The 21,053-nt window shown below is 72.5% G+C and carries 22 protein-coding genes and 1 pseudogene; 12 read left to right on the plus strand and 11 right to left on the minus strand.

What is annotated here, in order from left to right; translation table 11 throughout:
- Positions 1-37: 37 nt before the first annotated feature.
- Entirely contained in the window at positions 38-724 is a 687-nt protein-coding gene (locus tag ACZ7HT_RS11150) for a DUF6230 family protein (RefSeq protein WP_471162967.1), read from the minus strand.
- A 135-nt stretch (positions 725-859) separates the two neighbouring features.
- On the opposite strand from ACZ7HT_RS11150, the gene ACZ7HT_RS11155 reads away from it, so the two are divergent.
- The gene (locus ACZ7HT_RS11155; protein WP_471162970.1) at positions 860-1,462 is read left to right on the plus strand and encodes a TetR/AcrR family transcriptional regulator; all 603 of its coding nucleotides are present in this window, start codon (positions 860-862) and stop codon (positions 1,460-1,462) included.
- A 3-nt stretch (positions 1,463-1,465) separates the two neighbouring features.
- Here the strand turns inward: ACZ7HT_RS11155 and lepB are convergent, their stop codons facing one another.
- Both lepB and ACZ7HT_RS11165 read right to left on the minus strand, forming a co-directional pair.
- A complete protein-coding gene (gene lepB / locus ACZ7HT_RS11160) occupies positions 1,466-2,074 on the minus strand; it encodes a signal peptidase I (protein ID WP_471162973.1) in 609 nt (202 codons plus the stop codon).
- Positions 2,075-2,177: 103 nt separating this feature from the next.
- Complete coding sequence (locus tag ACZ7HT_RS11165) at positions 2,178-3,188, minus strand: AraC family transcriptional regulator (RefSeq protein WP_471162975.1); 1,011 nt, start codon at positions 3,186-3,188, stop codon at positions 2,178-2,180.
- Positions 3,189-3,358: 170 nt separating this feature from the next.
- On the opposite strand from ACZ7HT_RS11165, the gene ACZ7HT_RS11170 reads away from it, so the two are divergent.
- Entirely contained in the window at positions 3,359-3,772 is a 414-nt protein-coding gene (locus tag ACZ7HT_RS11170) for a Rieske (2Fe-2S) protein (RefSeq protein ID WP_471162977.1), read from the plus strand.
- On the opposite strand, the gene ACZ7HT_RS11175 is transcribed toward ACZ7HT_RS11170, so the two are convergent.
- Positions 3,759-4,430: a cysteine hydrolase family protein gene (locus ACZ7HT_RS11175; RefSeq protein WP_471162979.1), complete on the minus strand. Its 672-nt coding sequence runs from the start codon at positions 4,428-4,430 to the stop codon at positions 3,759-3,761. The two genes, ACZ7HT_RS11170 and ACZ7HT_RS11175, sit on opposite strands and share 14 nt — an antisense overlap.
- An 84-nt stretch (positions 4,431-4,514) precedes the next feature.
- Here ACZ7HT_RS11175 and ACZ7HT_RS11180 point away from each other — a divergent pair, with 84 nt between their 5' ends.
- Positions 4,515-4,982: a pyridoxamine 5'-phosphate oxidase family protein gene (locus ACZ7HT_RS11180; protein WP_471162982.1), complete on the plus strand. Its 468-nt coding sequence runs from the start codon at positions 4,515-4,517 to the stop codon at positions 4,980-4,982.
- A 3-nt stretch (positions 4,983-4,985) separates the two neighbouring features.
- On the opposite strand, the gene ACZ7HT_RS11185 is transcribed toward ACZ7HT_RS11180, so the two are convergent.
- The gene (locus tag ACZ7HT_RS11185; RefSeq protein WP_471162985.1) at positions 4,986-5,888 is read right to left on the minus strand and encodes a LysR family transcriptional regulator; all 903 of its coding nucleotides are present in this window, start codon (positions 5,886-5,888) and stop codon (positions 4,986-4,988) included.
- Between the two features lie 73 nt (positions 5,889-5,961).
- Here ACZ7HT_RS11185 and ACZ7HT_RS11190 point away from each other — a divergent pair, with 73 nt between their 5' ends.
- Positions 5,962-7,038 (plus strand): DMT family transporter, encoded by a 1,077-nt coding sequence (locus tag ACZ7HT_RS11190; protein WP_471162988.1) that lies wholly within the window; start codon positions 5,962-5,964, stop codon positions 7,036-7,038.
- A 146-nt stretch (positions 7,039-7,184) separates the two neighbouring features.
- Here ACZ7HT_RS11190 and ACZ7HT_RS11195 read toward each other — a convergent pair whose 3' ends face one another.
- Positions 7,185-8,519: an aminotransferase class I/II-fold pyridoxal phosphate-dependent enzyme gene (locus ACZ7HT_RS11195; RefSeq protein WP_471162991.1), complete on the minus strand. Its 1,335-nt coding sequence runs from the start codon at positions 8,517-8,519 to the stop codon at positions 7,185-7,187.
- A 35-nt stretch (positions 8,520-8,554) separates the two neighbouring features.
- On the opposite strand from ACZ7HT_RS11195, the gene ACZ7HT_RS11200 reads away from it, so the two are divergent.
- Positions 8,555-9,262, plus strand: a complete 708-nt coding sequence (locus ACZ7HT_RS11200; protein WP_471162994.1) for a pyridoxamine 5'-phosphate oxidase family protein — start codon at positions 8,555-8,557, stop codon at positions 9,260-9,262.
- 33 nt (positions 9,263-9,295) lie between these two features.
- Positions 9,296-9,940, plus strand: coding sequence for an FMN-binding negative transcriptional regulator (locus ACZ7HT_RS11205; RefSeq protein ID WP_471162997.1), 645 nt, complete (start codon positions 9,296-9,298; stop codon positions 9,938-9,940).
- A 58-nt stretch (positions 9,941-9,998) separates the two neighbouring features.
- On the opposite strand, the gene ACZ7HT_RS11210 is transcribed toward ACZ7HT_RS11205, so the two are convergent.
- The 3 genes from ACZ7HT_RS11210 to ACZ7HT_RS11220 all read right to left on the minus strand — a co-directional run bounded on the left by ACZ7HT_RS11210 (position 9,999) and on the right by ACZ7HT_RS11220 (position 12,867).
- Positions 9,999-10,964 (minus strand): DMT family transporter, encoded by a 966-nt coding sequence (locus tag ACZ7HT_RS11210; RefSeq protein WP_471163000.1) that lies wholly within the window; start codon positions 10,962-10,964, stop codon positions 9,999-10,001.
- Positions 10,965-11,140: 176 nt separating this feature from the next.
- Positions 11,141-12,208: an EamA family transporter gene (locus ACZ7HT_RS11215; RefSeq protein ID WP_471163003.1), complete on the minus strand. Its 1,068-nt coding sequence runs from the start codon at positions 12,206-12,208 to the stop codon at positions 11,141-11,143.
- Positions 12,209-12,249: 41 nt separating this feature from the next.
- Positions 12,250-12,867 carry a Clp protease N-terminal domain-containing protein gene (locus tag ACZ7HT_RS11220; RefSeq protein WP_471163005.1) on the minus strand — a complete coding sequence of 206 codons (618 nt, stop codon included), beginning with the start codon at positions 12,865-12,867 and terminating at the stop codon, positions 12,250-12,252.
- A 197-nt stretch (positions 12,868-13,064) separates the two neighbouring features.
- Between ACZ7HT_RS11220 and ACZ7HT_RS11225 the strand changes: the two genes are divergently transcribed.
- Complete coding sequence (locus ACZ7HT_RS11225; protein ID WP_471163008.1) at positions 13,065-13,289, plus strand: hypothetical protein; 225 nt, start codon at positions 13,065-13,067, stop codon at positions 13,287-13,289.
- 69 nt (positions 13,290-13,358) lie between these two features.
- A complete protein-coding gene (locus ACZ7HT_RS11230) occupies positions 13,359-13,787 on the plus strand; it encodes a type II toxin-antitoxin system Rv0910 family toxin (RefSeq protein WP_471163011.1) in 429 nt (142 codons plus the stop codon).
- A gap of 90 nt (positions 13,788-13,877) precedes the next feature.
- Here ACZ7HT_RS11230 and ACZ7HT_RS11235 read toward each other — a convergent pair whose 3' ends face one another.
- Positions 13,878-14,501, minus strand: a complete 624-nt coding sequence (locus ACZ7HT_RS11235; RefSeq protein ID WP_471163014.1) for a PadR family transcriptional regulator — start codon at positions 14,499-14,501, stop codon at positions 13,878-13,880.
- Positions 14,502-14,698: 197 nt separating this feature from the next.
- Here ACZ7HT_RS11235 and ACZ7HT_RS11240 point away from each other — a divergent pair, with 197 nt between their 5' ends.
- From ACZ7HT_RS11240 to ACZ7HT_RS11255, 4 genes and pseudogenes are all read left to right on the plus strand, one after another.
- Positions 14,699-15,451 carry a TnsA-like heteromeric transposase endonuclease subunit gene (locus ACZ7HT_RS11240; protein ID WP_471163016.1) on the plus strand — a complete coding sequence of 251 codons (753 nt, stop codon included), beginning with the start codon at positions 14,699-14,701 and terminating at the stop codon, positions 15,449-15,451.
- Complete coding sequence (locus ACZ7HT_RS11245; protein ID WP_471163019.1) at positions 15,448-17,505, plus strand: Mu transposase C-terminal domain-containing protein; 2,058 nt, start codon at positions 15,448-15,450, stop codon at positions 17,503-17,505. Before ACZ7HT_RS11240 ends, ACZ7HT_RS11245 begins: the two co-directional genes overlap by 4 nt.
- Complete coding sequence (locus tag ACZ7HT_RS11250) at positions 17,502-18,515, plus strand: TniB family NTP-binding protein (protein ID WP_471163021.1); 1,014 nt, start codon at positions 17,502-17,504, stop codon at positions 18,513-18,515. The genes ACZ7HT_RS11245 and ACZ7HT_RS11250 overlap by 4 nt, the downstream gene beginning before the upstream one ends.
- Positions 18,516-19,369: 854 nt before the next feature.
- Positions 19,370-19,972: pseudogene (locus ACZ7HT_RS11255) on the plus strand (tyrosine-type recombinase/integrase); the annotation flags it as partial.
- Positions 19,973-20,038: 66 nt separating this feature from the next.
- Here the strand turns inward: ACZ7HT_RS11255 and ACZ7HT_RS11260 are convergent.
- Positions 20,039-20,929: a helix-turn-helix transcriptional regulator gene (locus ACZ7HT_RS11260; RefSeq protein ID WP_471163024.1), complete on the minus strand. Its 891-nt coding sequence runs from the start codon at positions 20,927-20,929 to the stop codon at positions 20,039-20,041.
- Between the last annotated feature and the right edge of the window lie 124 nt (positions 20,930-21,053).

Consider the following 21,053-nt stretch of genomic DNA (forward strand, 5'->3'; position numbering starts at 1 on the left):
GTACGGAGGACGCGGAGCCCCGGGGTGGTGCGTGCGGTCAGGCGCCGCAGGTCTTGTCGCCCTGGGCGATGCCGATCGCGAGGTCCGGCAGGGTGATCGCACCGGCGATGGTGGCGCCGTTGGCGTCGGCGTTCAGGTTCTTGATGTCGGTCCGGCCGCCGGTGGCGTCGAGGCCGAACTGGCCCGGCGTGCCGTCGTTGATGCCGGTGCTCTTGATCCCGGCGCCGTCGGCGGCCGCGCCGATGACGTTCGGGGTGGTGTCGCTGGCGTTGAGCGTGGCCGTGGCCGCCTTGACCGCCTGGGCGTCCAGGACGAGCTTGTTGGCCTGGAGCCCGGCACCGGCGACGAGCTGGTCGCTGGTGAGCGGGGTGGCCGCGGCGGGCGAGGAGATGTTGAGCGACCAGGTGCCGAGGGTGCCGATCACCGGGAGGTTGACGGACTGGGTGGCGTGGACGCAGATGCCGTCCAGGCCCGCCTTGGCGATGCCGACCTCGGCGGCGCCCTTGGCCCCGCCGGCGTCGATGGTGTGCATGACCGCGCCGATGCCCTGCGGCGCGGCGACCGTCTTGGAGCTGAGGGTGAAGGGGACGCTCGTGAGCGAGAGGTTCGCGGCGAGCGCGCCCTGCACCATGGCCGTCGCCATGGCGGCGATGGCGGCCGTCGCGGGAACGGCGAGGAACGCCGATCTGCGCCAGCGGGTGACGCCTCTGGTCTCGTGCTGCATGTGATCTCCAACCGTCGTGCCGCACTGGCCGAATGACACTTCGCGGCTACCTGTTCGAGAATTGGACACTTCATCGAGAAGTGTCAACACCTCTGACAATCCTGGGGAGTTTTACTGCTGGTCTAGGCTTGGCCGATGCCACGGTTCAGGGAGACGGTCCGGACACTGCTGCGCGAGCGCCTGCTCGACGCCGCGTACGAGGCGGTCGCGGACCGCGGCTTCGACAAGCTGCGCATGGCGCACCTGGCGAGCGCCGTCGGCGTCAGCCGGCAGACGCTGTACGCGGAGTTCCCCTCCAAGGAGGCCGTCGGCGAAGCCCTGTTCCAGCGCGAGCTGGAGCGCTGCCTGGTCGGCATCCAGCAGGGCCTGGACGCGCACCGGGACGACCTGCGCGCGGCGGTCGAGGCCGCCGTCGGCTCCACGCTCACGCTGGCCGGCCGGAATCCGCTGATCAAGGCCATGCTGACCAGCACCGGCGAGGACGGACTCCTCTCGTACCTCACGACCCGGTCCACGGCGGCCTTCGACACGGCGACGGCGATGTGCGACGCGTACGCCACGGAGGCCTGGCCCACCATCGACCCGGTCGCGCGCGAACTGGCCGTGGACGCGGCGGTCCGGCTGACCGCAAGTCACATCGTCCAGGCCACCGCCTCCCCCGAGGAGTCGGCCCGCCGCATCGCGGACACCGTGGTCCGGGTGGCTCTGAGCACGGGCCGGAAACAGCTGCCCCGGTAGGACTCAGGGACCCTGCCCGCGGTACTCCTCAAGGACCGGCCGGTTGCCGATGTCCGGTGACGCCGAGACGGGGAAGGCCCGGACGCCGACCCGGCCCTCGATCCGGTCGAGCGCGCCCCAGCCGTAGGCCCGCGAGTCGTCGGACAGGTCGGGGTTGTCGCCCAGGTAGAAGAAGGCGCCCTCGGGCACGGTCCGCAGCTCGGGCCGCGCCGACCGGGTGCCGTCGGGCCCGCAGCAGGCGCTCGTACGGTGGGCCTGCGCCGCCCACGAGGGCGCCACCACCCGGCGCACCGGGCCCTGTCCCCGCTCCTGCAGGAGGACTTGGAAGGGCTCGTCCGGTGTGGAGACGATCCCCACCCGGTCGCCGGGCAGGGCGATCACCCGCTTGACGAGGAGGGCGTCCTTCCCGGTGGCCCGCAGCAGCACCACGTCGAACCGGTGCGCCTCACCGGCCGAGCCCGGGGCGACGAGGATCCGGTCGCCCTGATGGAGGGTGGGGGTCATGCTGGTGCCGTCGACGCGGACGCCGAGGGCCGTGACGGCGACCCCGGCGAGGAGGCAGATCAGGACGCCGGTCCCGAGGACGGCACCGGCCGCCCGGCGCGCGTTCATCGGCGTCGGGTGGGGTCCGGCGGCCAGGCGCCACCGGACCGGTCGATTTCGGTCATGGCGGGAAGGTAGGCCGGGCGGCGGACGGCGGCTGTGACCGTACCGCTCAGGGTTGTTGACCGCGCGTCTGATAAGACCGGGGCGTCTCGCCGGTCCAGCGCCGGAACGCCCGGTGGAAGGCGCTGGGTTCGGAGAAGCCGAGCTGCCGCGAGAGCCGCTCGATCGAGACCCGGCCGCCGGTCAGCTCGGCGATGGCGTGGTCACGCCGCACCTGGTCGCGGATCCGCTGGTACGTCGTCCCCTCGGCGGCCAGTTGCCGCCGCAGGGTCTGCGGGCTGACGGACAGCCGGTCGGCGAGCTGCTCGGGCGTCGGCACCGGCCCGGCGGGCAGCGCCCGGCCGATCAGGTGCCGCACCCGGCCGGTCGCCGTACTGCCGTAGTCGCCGCAGACCAGCACGTCGACCGGCGCGCGGCGCAGGAAGGCCTTGAGCGCGGCCGCGTCCCGCAGGACGGGTTCGTCGAGGTCGGCCCTGTCGAAGACGGCCGCCGTGCGTCCCGCCCCGAAGACGCAGGGCGCGCCGAAGAGCAGGGCGTACTCGCGCGCGTGCCGGGGTTCGGGATGGACGAACTCGACCCGCCGCAGGCCGATCCGGCGCCGCACGAGCCAGCCGGCGAATCGGTGCGCGACCAGGACGGTGGACTCGGCGCCGAAGTGGAGGGGGTCGTCGTACCCGGAGACGTCGAACTCCATCCGCGCCTCGTCGAGTCCGCCGGTGCCGGGCTCCACGAGCCGGAAGCGCGGGCCGGCCGGGAAGAGGGAGTAGAAGGTCTGCGCGCGCCGGAGCGCCTCGCGCAGGTCCCGGCTGCCGTGGACGACGACATGGGCCATCATCGCGAAGGTCCCGACCTTGCTGGGCGCGCCGCCGAAGCCGATCAGCTCGTCGTCGAGGGTGGCCCACAGCATCCTGACGAGCTGCCCGAACCGTTCTGCCGGGACCCTGGCCCGGGATTCCTCCAGGAGCGTGGAGGGCAGTCCGGCGCGGGCGAGGAGCGGCCCCGGGGCCACCCCGCGGCGCTCGGCGCCGAGCAGCACGGCCCGTACGTGATGCGTACTCACCGAGGCGTTCACGGAAGAGTTCACAGAAGCTAGACACTTTCATCGAAGGATGTCCAGGTTCCGACACTCTACTCAGAACTGTAAGGCTCTCGAAGTACGCATCCTGTGAACGGGACACAGCTCACAGCCGTACCGTCTGCTGCAGTACACCGAGGAAGAAGGGGCAGTACATGAGCGGAGTGGCACGCCGGACAGTGGTCGCGGCGGCGGGCAGCGCGGGCCTCGCGGCGGCGCTCGCCGCCTGCGGGGGCGGCGCGGACGACAAGGGCACGGCGTCGGAGGGCGCGGCTCCGAAGGGCACGGCTCTCGCCCGGACCGGGGACATCCCGGTGGGCGGCGGGAAGATCCTCGCCGACAAGGGCCTGGTGATCACCCAGCCGAAGGCCGGCGAGTTCAAGGCCTTCTCCTCGAAGTGCACGCATCAGGGTTGCGCCGTGAGCAGCGTGAAGGACGGCGTCATCGTCTGCCCGTGCCACCAGAGCCACTTCGACATCGCGGACGGCAGCGTGAAGGCCGGCCCGGCGCCCTCGCCGCTGCCGCCCGAGCCGATCCAGGTGGTGGGCGAGGAGATCAGCCCCGGGTGACGGCGCCCCCGTCACCCCTGGAGGCCTTCCAGCACTCCAGTACGTCGTCGGTCGTGGCGATCGTGGCGACGAGCGCGAGGGTGTGACAGATCATCGCGGGGGTGTAGTCGGCCGGCACCCCCGCGATGGCGTCCCCGGGCACGACGACCGTGTAGCCGAGGTTCACGGCGTCGAAGACCGCGTTGGGCACGGCCACGTTGGCGGAGACCCCCGTGACGATGAGCGTGCGGCAGCCGAGGTTCCGCAGGAGCGCGTCGACGTCGGTGCCGGCGAGCGGCGAGAGCCCGTGCAGGCGCCGTACCACCAGGTCCGCGTCGGCGACCTCGATCGGTCCGGCGATCCGGACGGCCGCGCTGCCGCTGTGCTGCTGCACGGGCAGCCGGGCGGCAGCCGTGAACAGCCGGGCGTTGGTGTTGGCGCCGCGCCCGTCGGGGCGCCGCTCGGCGACGGCGTGGATCACCTGGACGTCCGCCGCGTGCGCGGCGGAGACGAGACGGGCGACGTTCCGCAGGGCGCCCGACGTGCGGGCGGCGGCGGCCAGTTCGGGCAGGGCGCTGTCGGGACCCACGACGCCGTGCTGGCACTCGACGGTGAGCAGGGCGACTCCCCCGTCCGGGCGGATCCGCTCCGCGAGCCGCTCTCTCGGACTCCGACCCATGGCTCTCCCGCCTCCCCTTGCACGCGCGCGATGGACCCCCCATGATTTCTGACGTCTCATCAGAAATCCAGAAGGGTGCGGACGATGACCGTCGCACAGCGCCGTGGACGCCGGATCATGATGACCCCGGCCGAGCTCGACTCCTTCCTCGCGCAGCAGCGCACCTGCCGGGTCGCGACCGTCTCCGCCGACGGCCGGCCGCACGTCAGCGCGCTCTGGTTCGTCTGGGACGGCTCCTCGCTGTGGCTGTACTCGATCACCCGCAGCCGGCGCTGGGCGGAACTGCGCGCCGACCCGAGGATCGCGGTCGTGGTGGACGACGGCGAGGAGTACGGGGAACTGCGCGGCGTCGAACTGTCGGGCACCGCCGTCTTCGTCGGCGAGGCACCCCGCACCGGCGGGCCCTGCCCCGAACTGGACGTGCCCGAGCAGCTCTTCGCCGCCAAGAACTTCGGCCTGGACTCCATGCCGCACGACGGCCGGCACGCCTGGCTCCGGCTGACCCCGGACGCCATCGCCTCCTGGGACTTCCGCAAGCTCGCGAACCTCTGAGGCTCAGCTCGCCAGCGGCTCGGCCACCGCCCGCAGCGCGGCGACGACCGCGCGCACGGAGGGGCGGCGGCCCGCGTCGCCGCGCCAGGTGGCGTAGATGTGGCGCCGCACCTTCTGCCGTACGGGAACGAAGACGACCCCGTCCGGCACCGGACGCCCGAGCCGGGGCGTGACGCACACCCCGAGGCCGGCCGCGACCAGGGCCAGCTGGGTGTGGTGCTCGCCCGCGAGGTGCCCGATGCGCGGCTCGATGCCCTGCGAGCGCAGCGTGAACATCAGCCAGTCGTGGCAGAACTCGCCCTCGGGCCAGGACACCCACTCCTCGTCGGCGAAGTCCTCCAGGTCCACCGCCTCCCGCCCGGCGAGCGGGTGGCCGGCCGGCAGCGCGACATCGGCGGAGTCGTCCAGGAGGTGGGCGCGCTCCAGGCCGCCGGGGACGGGCGCCCGCTTGTTGCTCCAGTCCAGGACGATCGCCAGGTCCGCGTCACCGCGCAGGACCGCCCGCACGCCCGGCTCCGGCTCCAGCTCCGTCGTACGGACCCGGAGCTCGGGGTGCCCGGCACGCAGGGCGGCGAGAGCGGCCGGGAACAGTCCGCGCGCGGCCGTCGGGAAGCCCGCGAGCCGCACCTCGCCCACCACCCTCCCCCGCTGGGCCTCGATGTCGGCCTGGGCCATCTGCACCTGGGACAGGATCCGGGCGGCGTGCTCGGCGAGCAGCAGCCCGGCGTCGGTGAGCCGCACGCCCCGGCCGTTCTTGGCGAGCAGCTGCTGGCCGACCTCGCGCTCCAGCTTGGACAGCTGCTGGGAGACGGCGGAGGTGGTGACGTGCAGTCCGTCGGCCGCCCCGCTGACCGAGCCGTGCCGGGCGAAGGCGTCGAGGGTGCGGAGGCGCTCCAGGTTCAACATGTAAGCGATGCTAAGAGGAGGGGTGGAGGAAATCTAGCTTGTCCTAAGACGTCATTCCCCTGACCCTGAGTACATGAGCCCCACCCCCGCACCCTCCCCTTCTTCCTCCCCCCTCCTCGACTGGCGCGTCCGCTTCGGCGCCCTGGCCCTCATCTGGGGCTTCAGCTTCCTCTTCATCAAGGTCGGCACGGAGGGCTTCGCGCCGTTCCAGGTCACCTTCGGGCGGCTCCTGTTCGGTACGGCGGTGCTCGCCGTCGCGATCGTCGTGAAGCGCGACCGGCTGCCGCGCGGCGCCCGCGTCTGGGGCCACCTCACGGTCGCGGCCTTCCTCCTCAACGCGCTGCCGTTCTCCCTCTTCGCGTACGCGGAGCTGACGATCCCCTCCACCCTGGCGGGCATCTGCAACGCGACGACCCCGCTGTGGGGCATGCTGCTCTCGCTCGTGGCGCTCTCCGAGGACCGCCCGACCCGGGTCCGCGCGGCCGGCCTGGGCATCGGCTTCATCGGCGTCCTCACCGTGCTCGGCGCCTGGCAGGGCTTCTCGGGCCTCGACGTCACGGGCACGGCCCTGGCCCTGCTGGCCTCGTTCAGCTACGCGGTCGGCTGGATCTACGTCCGCAGGACCCTGAGCGCCACGGGCGCGTCGAACCTCTCCCTGGCGGGCTCCCAGGTGGGCCTGGCGACGCTGCAACTGGCGCTGGTCACGCCCCTGTTCACCTCGCTCCCCTCTTCGATCGACCTCCTGCCCCTCCTCTCCGTGATCGCCCTCGGAGCGCTCGGCACGGGGTACGCGATGCTGCTCCAGTACGGCGTCGTCGCGGAGGTCGGTCCGACGACGGCGTCGATGGTCACGTACTTCATCCCGGTGATCGCGACGGCGGCGGGGGTCGCGCTCCTCGACGAGCGCCTCACCTGGAACACCCCGGTGGGCGCACTCGTGGTCCTGGCAGGCGCGGCCCTCACGCAAACCCGCGCGAAGCGCTCACGCGTCGCGGCCCAACGTTCCGCTGGGGCGGCGCCCACCCCCGTTGTGGGCAATCGTTCCGCTGGGGCGATGGGGGTCCCCCCTGCTCGAGCGAAGCCGAGAGCTTGGGGGAGGGTGGGCACAACGGACCCGCGCCCTGCCGGCGCCAGAGGCTCCCGCGCCTGACCCGCACCACGAGTGACGGCACCCTGGTGGTGCGGGTCCAGGCTCGGAACGCGGAGGCGCCGCTAAGCGCGCCGTCCCGTGTGCCCACCCGTCCCGCCCAGCGGGACGATTGCCCACACGGGCGGGGGCACCGCCCACACACACCCTCACCCATAGCTCCGCGCCGCGACCGGCCCCACCGCCCCCGCCACCGCCCCCGCCAGCTCCTCCACGTCCGGTGTCGTGAGCCCCGAGACCGTCAGCCGGATCGCCGGCCCCGTCGCCATCCGGAAGCGGGCGCCCGGGGCGACCGCCCAGCCGGCGGCGAGGAGCCGGGTGACCGCCCCGGTCTCGTCGGGGACGGGGACCCAGACGTTCATGCCGCCGCACCCGTGCGCTTGGACGCCGCGCCGCGCGAGCGCCCGGACGAGCCCGTCGCGCCGCTTCCCGTACGCGCGGGCGACGGCGGCGGGGTCGACCGCCCCCGTGGCCCACAGGTGCGCGACGGTCCGCTGGAGGAGTTTGCTGACCCAGCCGGGCCCGAGCCGCTGCCGCCCGAGGATCCGGTCGACGGTCTCGGCGTCGCCGGTGAAGGCGGCGATCCGCAGGTCGGGCCCGTACGCCTTGGCGACCGAGCGGACGAGGACCCAGTGGTCGGTGACGCCGGCCAGCGGGTGGAGCGGCTGCGCGACGATGCCGTGCCCGTGGTCGTCCTCGACGAGGAGCACGCCGGGGTGCGCCGAGAGGACCCGCCGCAGTTCCTCCGCGCGGGACGCGGTGACGCAGGCCCCGGTCGGGTTCTGGGCCCGGTCGGTGACGATCACGGCCCGCGCCCCGTCCTGCCGGATGGCGCGCTCGACGGCCTCGGGCAGGGGGCCCTCGTCGTCGACGGCGACGGGCACGGGCCGCAGTCCGAGCGCGGGCACGAGGTCGAGGAGGCTGCCCCAGCCCGGGTCCTCGACGGCGACGGCGTCGCCGGGCCTGAGGCGGGCGGCGAGCACGCGCTCGACGGCGTCGAGGGAGCCCGAGGCGACGCCGACGGGCCCGGCGGGCACCCCGTCCGCGTCGAAGGCGGCGCGCGCGAGGCGCCCGAACTCCTCGTCGACGGGCGCCTCTCCGTACAGGACGGGCTGCTCGGCGTACCGCCGGGCGACCTCCGCGAAGGCCTCGCCGAGGGACGGCAGGAGCGCGGGGTCGGGGCTGCCGTTGCTGACGTCCCGGACCCCGGCGGGCGCCTCCACGCGGATCGAGCCGCGCGCGGTCGTGGCGGGGCGCGGCCGCACGCGGCTGCCGCGCCGGCCGTCCGTCTCGATGACCCCGCGCTCACGCAGGGTGCGGTAGGCGGCGGCGACGGTGTTGGGGTTCACGCCGAGGGTGGCGGCCAGTTCTCGCATGGGCGGGAGCAGTTGGCCGGGCTGGAGCGCACCCGTACCCACTCCCCGCTCGACGCTGGCGGCGATGTCCGATGCGCGACGGCCTTCGATCCGATACTCTCCTAGCACAAACACGAGTATGCACTAGTGCAATGGAGAACGCAATGAGCGCCGCCGCCGACACGAGCAGCTCCCCCGACACGTCCGCGCCGCGCGACACCTACACCCCGACCGACCGCACGGTGCCCACCCGCTCCCGCCAGCGCGCCTCGTACGACAAGGAACTCGTCCACTCGATACTCGACGAGGCCTACGTCTGCCACCTCGGCTTCGTCCGCGACGGCGCGCCGGTCGTCCTCCCGACGCTCTTCGGCCGGGTCGGCGAGCGCCTCTACGTGCACGGCTCCACCGGCTCGCGCCCGCTGCGCGCGGCGGGCGACGGCGTGACGGCCCCCGGTCTGCCCGTCTGCCTGACCGTGACGCACGTCGACGGCCTCGTGCTCGCCCGCTCCGCGTTCCACCACTCGCTCAACTACCGCTCGGTCGTCGTCCACGGCACCGCCCACCAGGTCACGGACCCCGAGGAGCTGCGGACCGCCCTGGACGCCCTCGTCGACCACGTCGTCCCCGGCCGCTCCGCCGACTCGCGCCCCGGGAACGCCAAGGAGCTCGCCGCGACCGCCGTGATCCGGCTCGACCTGGACGAGGTCTCGGCGAAGGTACGCACCGGCGGCCCCAACGACGACCCCGAGGACCTCGGCCTCCCCTACTGGGCCGGCGTCATCCCCGTACAGGTCGGTCACGGCACGCCGGTCCCGTCCGGCGACCTCGACCCGTCCGTCGCCCTGCCCGGCTACCTCGCCGCGCTCTGAGCCGCGCCCCGACCGAGGAAGGACGGACCGACGATGCTGATCCACCCCTGGGACGCCGCCCACGACGAGGGCGAGTGGCGCGACTGGCTCTCCCGGCACGACTTCGGCCAGCTCGCCGTCAACGGCCCGGCCGGCGAGCCGCCGTGGGTGCAGCCGATGCACTTCCGGTACGGCTCCGAGCCCGGCCCGTACGGCAGGGCGCTGGCCCACCTGGCGCGGCCCAACCCGCTCTGGCGCGCCGTGGAGGCGAACCCCACAGTGCTCCTGAGCGTGGTCGACGACTACGTCTACGTACCGGGGCACTGGACGGCCCCCGAGGGCGCGCCGCCCGAGCACGGCACCCCGACCTCGTACTACGCGGCCGTCCAGCTGCGCTGCACCGCGCGCGTGGTCGACGATCCGGAGGAGAAGGCGGCGCTCCTGAACCGCCAGGTCGACCACTTCCAGCCGGAAGGCGGCACGGCGGCCGTCGCCCCGGGCGAGGCTCCGTTCGGCCGGCTCCTGTCGGGGATCCGGATCCTGAGCCTGGAGGTGACCGACGTACGGGCGAAGTTCAAGTACGCGGGCAACAAGCCGCAGGAGATCCAGGACCGCGTCGCGGAGCGCCTCGCCGAGCGGGCCGGCCCGCTCGACCTGAACGCCCGCGCCCACCAGCTGCGCCGCCGCGCCAACGGCTGACCGCGCCGGGGCGGGGCCGCCCCAAGGGCGCCCCGCCCCCGGCAAAGGTCCCCTGCCCCTACACCGTCACCGGCTCCCGCCTGCGCGCCTCCGCCGCCGTCCGTGCCTCCGCGAACGCGAGGCCCGTCACGGCCGCGAGCAGCAGCAGCGTGCCGAGCACGATCGCGGCGGTGAGCCGCTCGCCGAGCAGCGAGACCGCGATCAGGGCCGCGCTCACCGGCTCCAGGAGCATGATCACGGAGACGGTGGCGGCGCGGACGACGGCCGCCCCGGCGAAGTACAGCGCGTAGGCGAGCGCGGTCGGCACCGCCGCCACGTACACGAGCAGCAGCACCACGCTCACCGGCGCGTCCGTGTGCGGGACGAACCCCTCCGCGAGCGCCGCGGGCAGCAGCCCGACCGCCCCGATGGCGAAGGCCCAGGTGGTCGTCGCGAGGGCGTCCGTACCGCCGCCGTCACGGCCCAGCCACCGGGTGAGCAGCGTGATCGCCGCGTATCCGGCCGCCGAGACCACCGCGAGGACGACGCCGAGGGGCCGTACCTCCGCTGCCCCGCCGCCCAGGACGAGGACGAAGAGCCCGGCGAGGGCTCCGGCGACGGCCCCGACCCCGCCGCGGCCGAGGCGCTCCCCCATGGTGAGCCGGGCGCCGATCGCGATGAGGACGGGTCCCGCCCCGAGGGTGACGACGGTGGCGACCGCGAGGCCGGTCGCCTCTACGGCGGCGAAGTACGCGCTCTGGAAGACGGTGAGTCCGATGCCCGTACCGAGGATGCGTGCCGTCCGGCGGCCGCGCGACTCACCGACCGTGCGTGCGGCGGAGCGCCGGGGCCGCAGCGCCAAGGCGCCGAGGAGCAGGACGAGGCCGCCGACGCAGCGCCAGAAGGAGAGGGCCAGCGGGCCCATGTCGCTGACGCGGAAGATCAGCGAGGCGGCGGCGCCGGCCGTGCCCCAGGCGATGCCGGCGACGATCAGATAGAGGAGGCTCCGCCCGACGGACAGGGCGGATCCCGAGGAGTTCGACACGTGGGTTCTCCGTGGAAGACAGGAGGGAAGGGTGGTCGCTGGGCTCCGCGCGCGGGCAGCGACGAACCGCTCGGTGGCGAGGAATCGCCTGTCCGAGCCCGGTCTTCGTCGAGGAGAGTCTCCGCGCGCGCTAGGCGGCGGGAGGCGGAAGCACGGTCGCATGCATGATCGGCACCTTACGGGGCGGTCCGCCCGGCCGACAACTGTGTATCGGCCCCGGTAGCGGAACCGAGGCCGTCCGCCTCGGAGCCCGAAACACCGGCCGCGTCAGGACCCACGCCGACCGCCTCGGACCCCGAACCGGAACCCGAACCGGCCACCGGCCCCGCCGCGGGCGCCTTCGGCGTCGAGGACTGGGCGATGAACGCCCCGACCAGGACCACCGCGCCGCCGATGATCTGCGGCGCGTCCAGGTGCTCGCCGAGCAGGATCCAGGCCAGTACGGTCGCGATGACCGCCTCCAGGCAGGCCACGACGCCCGCCACCTGCGGGGAGAGCCGGCGCACCGAGATGACCCCGGTGACGTACGCGAGGACGGTGGCGATCAGCACGATCCAGCCGAGCAGCAGCCACGCGGGCACGCTCGTCCCGTCCATGTCGGCCCGCCCGCCGAGGATGCCCCAGTCCATGGACCAGGGCCGGGCCACGGCCGTGAGGACGAGCGCGCCGATGAGCAGCCCGTACGCGATGACACCGAGCGGATCAGCCTGCTCGGCCTCGTCGGCGCCCTGGTCGGAGAGGACGAAGTAGCCGACCTGGCAGCAGGCGGCGGCCAGGGCCAGGAGCAGCCCGACGAGGTCGAAGGTCAGCCCGGACCAGACCTGCACGACGCAGGCGAGGCCGCCGGCGGCCAGGATGACGCCGAGGGCGGCGGCGCGGGTGACGGGCCGGCGCTGGACGAAGCGGACCCAGCCGAGGACGAGGGCGGGGGCGAGGTACTCGATGAGCAGGGCGACGCCGACGGGTATGCAGGATATCGCGGCGAAGTAGAAGGCCTGGACTCCGGCGACGGCGAGCAGGCCGAAGCCCACGAGCAGGAGGGGTTTGCGGCGCAGGAGGTCCCGGTGGCGCCAGGCCACGGGCAGCATGACGAGGGCGGCGCCGGCGACCCGGAGCCAGACCACGTGGAGCGGGTCGAGTCCCGCCTCGATGAGCGGCTTGGCCGCCACTCCTGAACCACCGAATGCGAAGGCCGAGGCCAGGGCGAGTCCCAGGCCGGCGCTTCTCCCCTGAGACGCGTGCATCGGGCCATCATGACAGGACGCGGTCAGGGGCGTAACCCCCGTCACACCTGTTGAGACGGCTCCCCGTCACGGGCGGCCGGAAGGCCGGTGACACGGGCGGTCAGCGCGGCCGGATCGACGCCCGCGCGGCGCAGCACCTCGACGGCCCGGCTCTCGGGATCGGCGGCGACGGCCACGAGCAGGTCGACGCCGCGCGCCTGCGGCTCGCCGCGCTCGGCGGCCCGCCGGAAGGCGCCCTCCAGGGCGGCGGCAGCGGCCGGGGACCACGGGGAGGTGCGGGCGCCCTGGGATTCGGCCTCGCGCACGGCGGGCAGCAGGCGCCGGTTCGCCGACCCTTCCTCCGCCCGCTGCCAGCGCAGCCCGTAGCCGATGGAGCGCTGGGCGAGGTAACCGAGGACGCGGGCGAGCTGATGGCCTCCCTCGAAGGCGGCACCGACCTCGGGGTCCGACTCGACGAGCGAGTGCAGCAGGTGGGCGGTGTCGATCTGGCGGTCACCGTCCCTGAGCGCTCTGCGGCGCGCTCCCGACACGACCGCCGCGAGCGAGGGCGTGAGGAGGGGCGCGACCGCCGCGAGCGCGGGCGTCAGAAGGGGCGCGAGCTCCGCGCGCGGGGCGATGGACGGCGGGAGCGGCTGGGGGCGCGGGACGGGATGGTGCACTCTTCCACCTCATCAGGCGGGGACGGCCGGAACATCACCGGGGAGAAGCATGTCCGCATCCCACCGGAGTTGGGCACGGGCGCGCGATTCCTCCTCCTTACGGATGAGATCGCGCGCGTGACCCCCCGAGAGGCGCGCGCCGCCTTGCTTCGCGCCCCCTTTGCAACCACAGAGCCCCCTCCGCTCGTCCTCCGATCGTGTTCTGGATGGTGGGTCTGCTCGCGCGCGACGGGCGGCAGTACGTGTACCGGGTGTACGCACCCCGGGAGGCGCTGCCGGCCGATCTGTTCTGGGCGGCCTTCCACTGCCACGAGGAGGACGGGGCGCCACGGGCCTCCGACAGCTTCGACGCGGCCGAGATCCGATGGATCGGCGACGGCACCGGACCGACGACCGCAGAACTGACGGTTCATCAGTATTGAATGTTCACGCCCCTCCCGCTACGTTCCGCGACACCGGAACCCAGTTGGCACGCGTGAAGGGGTGGTCTCATGGCCGAAGTCAGCGCGGAGGCACGGATCGAGGCGCCGGCCGGGAAGGTCTGGGCGCGGCTCACGGACTTCTCCTCGTACGGCGAGTGGAACGCCACCCACACCAGCTTCCCGAACGGCGGCCCGGCCGCCCTGGAGGCGGGCGCGACCTTCACGGAGAACATGAAGCTGATGGGCTTCCCGGCCGAGGTCCTGTGGACGGTCGAGGAGCTGGAGGCCGAGCGGGCGTTCGCCATCAGGGGCAAGGGTCCGATGGAGGTCGTCGTCGCCACGCGCTACTCGCTCGCGGCGGAGGGGGACGCCACGACGGTACGGATCGACGGCGAGTTCACCGGCGCGGCGGTCTCCCTGATGGCGGGCAAGCTGAAGGACTCGGCGACGGCGGCGCTGACCGAGTCCCTGCGCAAGCTGGCGGGCCTGGTGGTCTGAGCCTCCCGCACACAAAGGGAGCCTCCCGCACACAAGGGGAAGGGCCCCGCGACCACGGCCGCGGGGCCCTTCTCGTGCCGACCGCCGACCTCAGTGCTCGTCGGCGAGGATCAGGTACAGCTTCTTGCGGGCCTCGTTGATCACGGTGACCGCCTTCTGCCGCTGCTCGGCGCTGCCGGTCTTCCAGACCTGCCCGAACGCCTCCATCAGACCGAAGCCGGCCTGCCGGACCTCGTTCAGGGCGTCCCAGTCGACCCCGCGCCCGGCCGCCTCCCACGGCGCCTCGGGGCCCTCTTCGGCCTCGGCGCGCCCGGTGTCGGTGAGCGTGAACAGCTTCTTGCCGCCCTCGCTCGCGCTGGTGATCAGCCCCTCGTCCTCCAGCATCTGGAGGGTCGGGTAGACCGAGCCCGGACTGGGCTTCCACGCCCCGTCGCTGCGCTCGCCGATCTCCCGGATCATCTCGTAGCCGTGCATCGGGCGGTCTTTCAGGAGCGCCAGGATCGAGGCGCGCACGTCACCGCGCCGCGCCCGCCCCGGGCCGCCACCTCGGCCACGCCCGCCGAAGGGGCCACCGCCCCACGGCCCGCCGCCGAACCCGGGCCCGAACGGCCCGAAGGCGCCACGCCGCCCCTCGAACTCCCCCCGAGGCCCGGGACCGCAGCCTCCACGACCGTGGCCGTGTCCGTTTCCGTACTCGTGTCCATGTGAACGCATCGCAACGCTCCTTCCATCGAGATTCCATCGTCGAACTGTCGCGATGCCTCGACGATATATCGGAACTGTTCGGCGAGCAATACCCGACAGGTCGGTCACGGCTGTCCTGTGACAGCGAATCTCGTTCGATTGCCACTGAACTTTGACCACCGATACGTTCCTGACACCGAACTTTGACCGGTGTGGTTGGGGGCAGGGTGGGGGTACCGGCTCGTCGCTACGGCGACTCCGCGCTATCGGCCTTTGAGCTGGAGTTTTGCGGTTCCGGAGGTCGCCGTCGGCTGCCGCTGGGAGAGGCTTGGAGTGTTCGCTTCGAGGAGGCTGAGCCGGTTCGCCGGTTCCGCTGGGCGAAGGGCGGCGAGAGCTTCCCGGGCTGGTATTACGCGGCGACGACGGCTGATCACGTGGGATACGAGTCGTGGCTGGAGCGGAACTGGCTGGTCCTGCTGGATCGCGATCCGGAGGTGGTCGGGATCGCCTCGCAGCCGTTCTGGCTGCATTGGCATGACGGGCGGGAGTCGCGTCGTCACGCTCCTGACTACTTCGTACGGCTTGCCGACGGCCGGGCCCGGGTGGTCGATGTCCGGTCCGCCGACCGACTGGACGAGCGGACCGAGGAGGCCTTCGAGGCCACGCGCGAGGCCTGCGGGGCGGTGGGCTGGGAGTTCGCGTGGGCGGATGCGCCGGAGCCGGTGTTCATGGCGAATGCCCGCTGGCTGGCCCGTTACCGGCGACGCCGCTCGGGGCGGCCACCAGAGGTCGCGGCCCGGCTGCTGGATGTGTTCGCAGAGCCGTTGCCGTTGTGGGCTGGGGCCGAGCGGGTCGGCGACCGGTTGCAGGTCCTGCCGGTGCTGTTCCATCTGCTGTGGTCCGGGCGCCTCAACGCTGATCTGGAGTCCGCCCTGCTGGGCACGGACAGCCTGGTCTGGGCCGGGAGGTGGTCGTCGTGAGTGGGCTGAAGCGCCCGGCCCGGGTCACGGTCGGGGATCGGGTCCGGTTCGACGGGCAGCTTCGCGGGGTTCTCGCGGTGTCGGCCCTGGCGGTGACGTTGAGCGATGGCGAACGGCCTTATCGGGTCGTGCCATTGCTGGAGTTGTTCGAGGCCGAAGACTTCAAGGTCGTGGACACGCCGATGCGGATGCCGCTGCCGCCGGCGTCGCTGCTGGAGACCTTCCCCGAGGCGGTCGTGGAGAAGGCTCTGTGGTGGGAGGGGCACGTCCTGGAGGTCCTGCACGGTCTGCTGCCTGGGGCCGAGCCAGGCACGGCGCCCCGGCCCGGATACGGGCCGGACCGCTCGCTGACCGCCCGCCAGCGGGCCAAGGCGGCTGAACTGTCCGCTGCCGGTCACCGGGTGAGTGCCAGCACGGTCGCCCATCGCCGGCGCCGCTACCAGGAACACGGGGTGATCGGCCTGGCTGACCACCGGCCGGTCCGCAAGAGGCCGCAGTTCGGCGAAGTGAACGACGCGGTGGTCACCGCGATGCGGCAGGCGATCGACGAGGCCGTGGACACCTCGACCCGCACGGGCACGTTCCTGCTCTGGCGGACCGGCGAGATCCTCAAGGCCTCCCCGGAAGGACAGCAGGTCAAGCTGCCCTCGCAGCGGACCCTCTACCGGCTGCTGGCGAAGCTGACCGCGGGCACCCACACCACCGGCTCCGCCACCACCCGCCGGTCCAGGGCCCACGGAGCCCAAGGACCGCACGGCGAACTGCCGGTGTTCGCCCCCGGCGAGGTCATGCAGATCGACTCCACCCCGCTGGACGTGCTGGTCCGGCTGGACAACGGCGTCGCCGGCAAGGTCGAGCTGACCGCGATGGTCGACGTCGCGACCAGGACGGTGACCGCGGCGGTGCTGCGGCCGACCACGAAGTCGGTCGACGCCAGCGTGCTGCTGGCCCGCACCATCACGCCCGAACTCATGCGGCCGGGCTGGGTGGACGCGCTGAAGATGTCCCGCTCGGTGCTGCCGCACCGCCGGCTGCTGGCCCTGGACGAACGGCTGGAACACGCCGCGGCACGACCGGTGATCGTCCCGGAGATGATCGTCTGCGACCACGGCAAGGCGTTCATCTCCCGCAACTTCCGCTCGGCCTGCCGGTTTCTGGAGATCGAGTTCCAGCCGACGCACAAGGGCTCGCCCTTCGAAAAGGGGCACATCGAGAAAACGCTGGGCTCGGTGGCCACGCTGTTCGCCCAGTTCCTGCCCGGCTACACCGGCCGCAACAGCGACCACCGCGGACGGCACCTGGAGGGCGAACGTCTGTGGTCACTGCTGGAGTTGCAGGATCTGCTGGACGAGTGGATCGTCGCGCGCTGGCAGAACCGCCCCCACGACGGCCTGCGCGACCCCACCCATCCAGGCCGGCTGTTCACGCCGAACGAGAAGTACGCCGCTCTGGTCGAGGCCTGCGGCTATGTCCCGGTCGCGCTCAGCGGCGACGACTACCTCGAGCTCCTGCCTGCCGAGTGGCGGGTGGTCAACGACTACGGCATCCGGATCAAGAACCGCACCTACGACAGTTCGGAGCTGGGGCGGATGCGCCGCCAGGACTCCGGCATCCGGGCGAAACGGGGCCTATGGGAGGTCCACCGCGACCCCTACGACGTCTCCCGCATCTGGGTACGCGACCACCGCCGCGACAACACCTGGGTCCAGGCCACCTGGAAATACCTCAACCGGGTCCCTGTCCCCTTCGGCGACCTGGCCTGGGACCACGTCAGTCACCAGCTGCCCCGCGCTACCGAGGCGGAAATCGCCGACGCGGTCGCCGCCCTGCTCACCCGGGCCCACGCCGGCCCGCAGACCGATACCGGCCTCCGATCCAACAAACGCGACCGCCGCGTCGCCGCCCGCACGAAGGCCGCCGGCCCCGTCACACCGGCCTCCACCAGCTCCGGCACCTCCTGCGAAGACACATCGGAGGAGTCCGAGGAGACGCTGGCCGAGGTCATCCCGCTCGGCTTGTTCGACCCGCTCGAAGACCCCTGGAAGCGCCCGTGACGACATCTCCGCTCCCAGAGACCGAGCGGCACCTGACCACCCTCGACGGCTGGCGTCGTTTCATCGAAGAGTCGCCGCCGGCGCCACCCCGGCTCACAGACAGCGAATATGAGATCCTCGGTGAGACCGGGCAGGCCGCATTCGACGAGGCCCGCCTGGACCATCACGCGAGACTGCTGGTGGTCCACACCTCCGTCATCCGGCACACCGTGACCTGCGGACGCCGCCTGGTCCTGCTGAACCGGCACGCGATCAGCGCCCGCCGGGGCCTAATCGTCTCCGGTGCTGCCGGCACTGGCAAGACCATCGCGATCACTCAGCTCGGCAGAGCGCACGAACTGCTGGACCGTGCCCGCCACCCCACCGCAGCCGACCGCATCCCGGTCATCTACATCACCGTCCCGCCCGCCGCGACACCCCGCATGATCGCAGCCGAGTTCGCCAGGTTTCTCGGCCTGCCAGTGATGGCCCGGATGAACATCACCGACCTCATCGAGGCCGTGGTCGGGGTCTGCACTGATGCCCGCACCGGCATGGTGTTGGTCGACGAGCTACACAACGTCTCGCTCACCACCCGGCACGGCGCCGAGGTCGCCGACACTCTCAAGTACTTCTCCGAGCGCATCCCTGCGACGTTCATCTACGCAGGCATCGACATCGAGCGCAGCACCCTGCTGACCGGCACACGGGGCGCCCAGATCGCCGGCCGTTTCACCCTGATCCCCACCCGCTCGTTCCCCTACAACAGCGAATGGCGGGGCTTGGTCGCCACCATGGAAGACACCCTCTGCCTGCGGCGACACAAGCCCAACACGCTCACCCGGCTGGATCGCTACCTCCATGACCGCACCGGCGGCATGATCGGTGCCCTCTCTCACCAGGTCCGGGGCGCCGCGATGGACGCGATCCTCGACGGTTCAGAGAGCATCACCAAAGCAGGACTCGAAGCTGTTCCCCTGGACGTCGCCGCCGAGGCACCCAAGTTCCGCAGTGCTGGGGACGTTCGGTGACAGAACGGCTCCGGCTCCTGCCCATTCAAGTTCGTCCCCAGGCCGGCGAGGGTGTTCGGGCCTTCATCGTCCGCCTCGCCCAGGCCAACCACCTACCACCCCGCTACCTGCGGACCTACCTCTGCGAACCGCCCCGTCACGGAGGCCCTCCCAGCTTCGACCGCCTAGCCGTGGTGACCGGCCGGGACGCCGAAACCCTCCGGACCACCCTGGAGACCAAGCGCTGCCTGGAATGCGGCGCGGCCATGCCTCCTCTCGGCATCCTCGGCCGCCGAGCCTTGCGCTGTTCTCAGGCTTGCCGCCAGAAGGACTACCGCAGGCGAAACCCGCGCGCCCACTGGCCCAAGGTCCCCTGCAAACACTGCGGACAGAAAATGCGGGTTCACCCCAGCCAACGCCACCGCCTCTGCTCCTCCGCCTGCCGACGAGCGGACTATCTCCGGCAGAAACGAGACCACTGGATAGCCCGCGGCTTGGGCGAACCCCGCCCGTGCCCCGGTTGCGGCGACCCCATCTTCTCGACGACCTTGACGACGTGTTCCAGTCGATGCCGTCAGCGGATGCGTCGGCACCCCACCGGACCGCCCCGCCCAGACACGCCTCCGTCACCGCCGCTGCCCCGGCACCTGGAGGCTCTGGATTTCTGCATGGTCTGTCGCATTCCCCTCCCGCCAGGCCGGGGCCTACTGCCCCGACCAACCTGCTCGGACCGCTGTCGGCAGAAGATGTACCGGCATCGAACAGCCTCTCTCGAGGAGATCATCCAAAAGGCCCGCGCCAAAGCAGCCCCGGATCCGCCGCCTCCTCAGACGTGACAGGCGTGTCGCCGAGATACGTGCCAACCCCGCCAATGGCTGATCGCCCGCCGCAACGTCCACCTGCGCGAGAAGGCGCTGTGGCGGATGCTCTACGAGACGTGCGCCCGCTCCGAGGAGATCCTGGACGTCAACATCGAGGCCCTGGACCTGGCCGGCCGCCGCTGCCCGGTGAAGTCCAAGGGCGCCCAGCCGAAGGTGCGCCGCCGCGGCGCGGCCCGTGCCGACTACGTACTGGAGACGGTGTTCTGGGACGCCGGGACCGCTCGGCTGCTGCCGCGCCTGCTCAAGGGCCGCACCCGCGGGCCGGTGTTCGTCACCCACCGTCGCCCCGGCCCCGGCAAGGTGCTCTCCGCCCGGGACGTCTGTCCCGACACCGGCCTGGCCCGGCTCTCCTACGGCCAGGCCCGCGTGCTGCTCGACCAGCACACCGCGCTGGCCGGCCCGGGCACAGGCTGGGACCTGCACGAGTACCGGCACTCCTCTCTGACCCACCTCGGCGAGCAGGGCGCCTCCGAGCTGATGCTGATGGCCAAGTCGAGGCACAAGAAGGTGGAGAACGTCCGCCGCTACTTCAAGCCTTCGGCAGAGGCCATCGCGGAGGTCACGAGCCTGCTGGCGCCGGGTGACGCCCGGCGCTGAGCTGCGGCCGGGAGGAGCGAGGGCGTCCTGACGTGTCGGCGGCGGGAAGGACCGGAAGGGGCCGGGTCAGGTGCTGGATGGCGAGGTTGTGGGTGCGGAGGTGTTCCAGCTGGCGAGGAGATCGAGGGTTTCGGCGTCGCGGCTGCCGGGTGGGACGGCGCACAGGATGAGGTAGAGGCAGTCGTCGGCGGTCAGCTGGGTGGTCTCGTAGGTGAAGGTGAGGTCGCCGACGAGGGGGTGGTGGATGCGCTTGGCTCCGGTGCGGTGGTGGCGGACGTCGTGGCGGGCCCAGCGCCCGCGGAAGGCGTCGCCGCCGCGGGTGGATAGTTCACCGATCAGGTCGGAGAGCGATTTGTCGTAGGGGGTGCGGCCGACTTCGGCGCGCAGGGTGGCGACGTTCTGGTCGGCGACGGTCTCCCAGTCGGGGTAGAACGCTGCGGCGGCCGGGTCGAGGAAGGTGAAGCGGGCGGCGTTCGCGGGGCGGGCGGGGCTGTCGAAGACCGGGGCGAACAGGGCGCGGGCGAGGGTGTTGCCGGCGAGGAGGTCGAGGCGGGCGTTGCGGAGGTAGGCGGGGACGCCGCTGATCGTCTCGACGAGGTTGCGCAGGCCGGGGCGGACGGGTTGGCGGGCGGGCCGGGCTGCTCCCGCCGGGCCGGTGGCGGCGGTGGCGTTGGCGGCGCGGACGAGGTCGAAGAGGTGGGCGCGTTCGGCGTCGTCCAGGAGCAGGGCGCGGGCGATGCCGTCGAGGACGGCGTCGGTGGCGCCGCGGGCGTCGCCTCGTTCGAGTCGGGTGTAGTAAGGGACGCTGACGCCGGCGAGCTGGGCGACTTCCTCGCGGCGCAGGCCGGGGACGCGGCGGGTGCCGGAGAGCGGTGAGAGGGTGAGGCCGGCCTGCTCGGGGGTGACTCGGGCCCGGCGGGTGGTGAGGAAGTCGCGGATCTCGGTGCGGCGGTCCATGTCTTCGACACTACGGCCGGGCCTGGCGTGGGGCACGGGAGTGGGGGTCCTTGTCAGGGTCTGCTTGAGTGCCCCGCCGGGGTGCGGAGCGCGGTTGTCTGGAGGGCATGACCGCTCGTCCCTC

This window comes from Streptomyces sp. NPDC037410 (assembly GCF_055602235.1).

Bases quoted from the DNA above. Each gene is read 5' to 3' on its own strand.
- ACZ7HT_RS11150 (WP_471162967.1), bottom strand. From the start codon at position 724: ATGCAGCACGAGACCAGAGGCGTCACCCGCTGGCGCAGATCGGCGTTC.
- ACZ7HT_RS11155 (WP_471162970.1), top strand. From the start codon at position 860: ATGCCACGGTTCAGGGAGACGGTCCGGACACTGCTGCGCGAGCGCCTG.
- lepB (WP_471162973.1), bottom strand. From the start codon at position 2,074: ATGAACGCGCGCCGGGCGGCCGGTGCCGTCCTCGGGACCGGCGTCCTG.
- ACZ7HT_RS11170 (WP_471162977.1), top strand. From the start codon at position 3,359: ATGAGCGGAGTGGCACGCCGGACAGTGGTCGCGGCGGCGGGCAGCGCG.
- ACZ7HT_RS11175 (WP_471162979.1), bottom strand. From the start codon at position 4,430: ATGGGTCGGAGTCCGAGAGAGCGGCTCGCGGAGCGGATCCGCCCGGAC.
- ACZ7HT_RS11180 (WP_471162982.1), top strand. From the start codon at position 4,515: ATGACCGTCGCACAGCGCCGTGGACGCCGGATCATGATGACCCCGGCC.
- ACZ7HT_RS11185 (WP_471162985.1), bottom strand. From the start codon at position 5,888: ATGTTGAACCTGGAGCGCCTCCGCACCCTCGACGCCTTCGCCCGGCAC.
- ACZ7HT_RS11190 (WP_471162988.1), top strand. From the start codon at position 5,962: ATGAGCCCCACCCCCGCACCCTCCCCTTCTTCCTCCCCCCTCCTCGAC.
- ACZ7HT_RS11200 (WP_471162994.1), top strand. From the start codon at position 8,555: ATGAGCGCCGCCGCCGACACGAGCAGCTCCCCCGACACGTCCGCGCCG.
- ACZ7HT_RS11205 (WP_471162997.1), top strand. From the start codon at position 9,296: ATGCTGATCCACCCCTGGGACGCCGCCCACGACGAGGGCGAGTGGCGC.
- ACZ7HT_RS11215 (WP_471163003.1), bottom strand. From the start codon at position 12,208: ATGCACGCGTCTCAGGGGAGAAGCGCCGGCCTGGGACTCGCCCTGGCC.
- ACZ7HT_RS11230 (WP_471163011.1), top strand. From the start codon at position 13,359: ATGGCCGAAGTCAGCGCGGAGGCACGGATCGAGGCGCCGGCCGGGAAG.
- ACZ7HT_RS11235 (WP_471163014.1), bottom strand. From the start codon at position 14,501: ATGCGTTCACATGGACACGAGTACGGAAACGGACACGGCCACGGTCGT.
- ACZ7HT_RS11260 (WP_471163024.1), bottom strand. From the start codon at position 20,929: ATGGACCGCCGCACCGAGATCCGCGACTTCCTCACCACCCGCCGGGCC.